Below are 3114 nucleotides of genomic sequence, written 5' to 3' on the forward strand. Positions count from 1 at the left end.
TACGGGTTCTTGGCGTACGAAGGTTGCTGGGAGGTGGCGTCGCAGTTGGGATCCCTCAGCCGGCTTTCCACGTCCTTGCTGGTCAGCGTGGCCAGTTGCGCATCGGTGCGGTTGACCACGAAAACGGGAACGCTGCGCCATGGATAGCGCACCATCTGACCGGACTCGATCTTGGCGATATCGGCTATCACCGGTGCCCCGGCGGCTCTGGCCCGTGCACTCGGCAGCCATGATTTGATGAATGGCACGGCTGCTGTCACGACACCTGCCCCACCGACCACTGCCGTGGTTGCTATGAGGAATCGGCGGCGACCGTGATCGACGACTTCATTCGCCATCTGGCTCTCCAGAACGTATGCCACAGAGGTTGTTATGAGACAAGTCTCAAAATCAATTTAGTGTAGCCTCAGGGCCAAGTGCGTACAATCGCTCAGCGCTTTTTTGCCGCACCCATTAGGCTCCCATGCCCCTGCCGGCATAGCGCCCCGCCACCCATTTTCTCGCAAGCATATTGTTTGAGCGCATGAAACAAGCCGTCCGCACGATGACCTTCATCGCCCAGTTCGTCGTGATCGGACTGGCGATGGCTTTCGTGATCGCACTGATCTGGCCACAGACCGGCAGCGCGCTGCGAACGCGCCTGGGCATGGCGCCGAAACACGTCGCAGTTACGCAAAACGACAAGACCTCCGCCGCCATCACGGCCGACAATCCCCCTGCCAATGCACGCAGTTCCTATGCCGATGCCGTGCAACGCGCCGCCCCCTCAGTGGTGAACATCTACGCCAATCGCGTGGTCAGCGAGCAACCGATGCAACGGTTCAACGATCCGCTGATGCAGCAGATGCTTGGAGATGTTCCGATCGGACCCGTGCAGCGTCGGCGCGAGCAAAACCTTGGCTCCGGGGTGATCCTGGGCACCAAAGGCTATGTGCTCACCAACAACCACGTGATCGCGGGAGCACAGAATATCCAGGTGCTGCTCTACGACGGCCGCGTGGCCGAAGCCAGCGTGGTCGGCTCGGACCCGGACACCGATCTGGCCGTTCTGAAGGTCGACGTCGGGGGCGATCTGCCGGCCATTCACATCGCCAGTCACAATCCCCAGGTCGGCGACGTGGTGCTGGCCATCGGCAATCCCTTCGGTATCGGACAAACCGTGACCATGGGCATCATCAGCGCCATCAACCGTCAGCTCAATGCCCTCAACCCCGAGCAGTTCATCCAGACCGACGCCGCGATCAACTTTGGAAACTCCGGTGGTGCACTGGTCAACGCCAAGGGAAATCTCGTGGGCATCAACACCGCGCTGCTGGGACGTTCCAGCGGTGCGGAGGGTATCGGCTTTGCCATCCCCGTGGCGACGGCAAAGAACGTGCTCGACCAGATCATCGCGCACGGTCACGTGATCCGCGGCTGGCTGGGCCTGCAGTACACCAGCGTGCCGATCAGTGCCAACAGCGGGCTGCCGCCCGCGGCGCGCGGTGTCTGGGTCACCGACGTCTACCCCGGCAGCCCGGCGGCACAGGCAGGCATCAGGCGCGGCGATGTGCTGTTGCAACTGGGCAAGCACGACATTGTCGATCCCGGCTCCCTGCGCCAGCGCGAGGCCAGCCTGAAACCGGGCACCAAAATCACCATCTCGGGCCTGCACAATGGCTCATCGTTCACGCGCAAGCTCACCGTGGCCAAGCGTCCGCCGCTAAGCACGCTGGGTGTGCCCGCCCAGCCGTAGGCTTCACTTCTCCCCTGTCCTTTACACACCCTGCCGTGCAGGCAAGGTCTCAGTCCGCGTGGTTGCCGCCACCGGATGCCAGAGCATCAGCCCGGCGCAAGGCCTTGCGGTAGCGCTTGTGCAGAAGGCTCACCCGTTTCACGTAGATACGCGTCTCGGCAAAGGGCGGCACACCACCAAATTTCCGTACGGCATCGGGGCCGGCGTTGTAGGCGGCTTCCGCCAGACGTTCATCGCCATGAAACGTCTTGAGCAGTTGTGCCAGGTAACGCGCTCCGCCGCGGATATTGTCCGCCGGATCGAAGGCATTGCTCACGCCCATACTCGCGGCCGTCGACGGCATCAGTTGCATCAGACCCTGCGCTCCCTTGGCCGACATCGCGCGCGGGTTGTAGCCGCTCTCGGCATGGATCACCGCCCGCAGCAGCGAGGGCTGCACAGCGTACCTGGCGGCAGCCGCGCGAATGGCGCCCGCATATGCGTCGAGCCGCAACGGAACATCCGCCCAATGGATCGTCGAATGCAGGTTGCAGGCCACGCAAGTGGCCATATAAGTGAACAGGGTCTTGGTCTGTGCGCCGCGCGCGAGCGCGCCATGCGGACTCACGTTGGTGTATTCGATGCTGCCGTCGGCGTGCCTGATGCGGTAGACCGAACCGCGCAGAACACGCGCGTTTCGGCCATCCATTCCCTTGGGCACTGCAGGCACTTCTGCGGCGGGCCGTTGACGATATTGCCAGACTTCGCCACGGTGCGCGGCTGTCGCCACGACGGATGCCGCGGGGGACACGGAAGAGGCTGCGTGCTTGACCGAAGCAGCGCTCGCGGGGAGCGCAAGCTTCGGCGTATGCATCACCGGCAGGGCATCGACATGGATCCGGCGACATTTATGGAAACCGGCGCGATCGCTGGTGAAGGCCGTCTCGCCGCTCTTGCCCACGCAGCTGTACAAGGTGGTCGCTCGCGTCGGCGATGCCGGCACCAGCGTCAGGGCAAACGCGCACAAAGCCGCCAGCTGGAGAAGGCTGGAAGTTTTGCTGGGGAGGAAGCGGGCCCGGTGGTGGCCGCTTCCTCCGTGGCGTGCGGCTTTGAGCATGCGCCAAGTGTGCGTCAGCATTGATGTTTTGCCAAGCGAGTCCGGTCACGGATTGGCCATGCCAAATCCGTGGAGACACCCTTGGCAAGCGTTTTCAGATGTCGGGTTCCCCCAGCCGCAGCCCGCGCGCGCTGGAAGATGCAGGATCGGCGGCGTACACTTCCCTGTTCGCCTCCAACCTGTTGATTCACCTATGAGCGGCAAGCTTTTCATCAAGACCCACGGCTGCCAGATGAACGCCTATGACTCGGCCAAGATGGTCGACGTGCTGAAGGCGTCGCAC

3 protein-coding genes are annotated in these 3114 nt (G+C 63.0%); 1 reads left to right on the forward strand and 2 read right to left on the reverse strand.

The window, feature by feature from the left end:
* The coding region (gene petA, locus PF446_RS10085; protein WP_298071302.1) for a ubiquinol-cytochrome c reductase iron-sulfur subunit at positions 1 to 338 on the reverse strand (338 nt) is incomplete at its 3' end.
* Positions 339 to 523: 185 nt separating this feature from the next.
* Between petA and PF446_RS10090 the strand changes: the two genes are divergently transcribed.
* Positions 524 to 1735 carry a trypsin-like peptidase domain-containing protein gene (locus PF446_RS10090; protein WP_298071303.1) on the forward strand — a complete coding sequence of 404 codons (1212 nt, stop codon included), beginning with the start codon at positions 524 to 526 and terminating at the stop codon, positions 1733 to 1735.
* 49 nt (positions 1736 to 1784) lie between these two features.
* Here the strand turns inward: PF446_RS10090 and PF446_RS10095 are convergent, their stop codons facing one another.
* Entirely contained in the window at positions 1785 to 2852 is a 1068-nt protein-coding gene (locus PF446_RS10095) for a lytic transglycosylase domain-containing protein (protein WP_298071304.1), read from the reverse strand.
* Positions 2853 to 3114: the final 262 nt, after the last annotated feature.

This window comes from Oleiagrimonas sp., from assembly GCF_027858935.1.
Classification (GTDB): domain Bacteria; phylum Pseudomonadota; class Gammaproteobacteria; order Xanthomonadales; family Rhodanobacteraceae; genus Oleiagrimonas.

Bases quoted from the DNA above. Each gene is read 5' to 3' on its own strand.
- PF446_RS10095 (WP_298071304.1), bottom strand. From the start codon at position 2,852: ATGCTGACGCACACTTGGCGCATGCTCAAAGCCGCACGCCACGGAGGA.
- PF446_RS10090 (WP_298071303.1), top strand. From the start codon at position 524: ATGAAACAAGCCGTCCGCACGATGACCTTCATCGCCCAGTTCGTCGTG.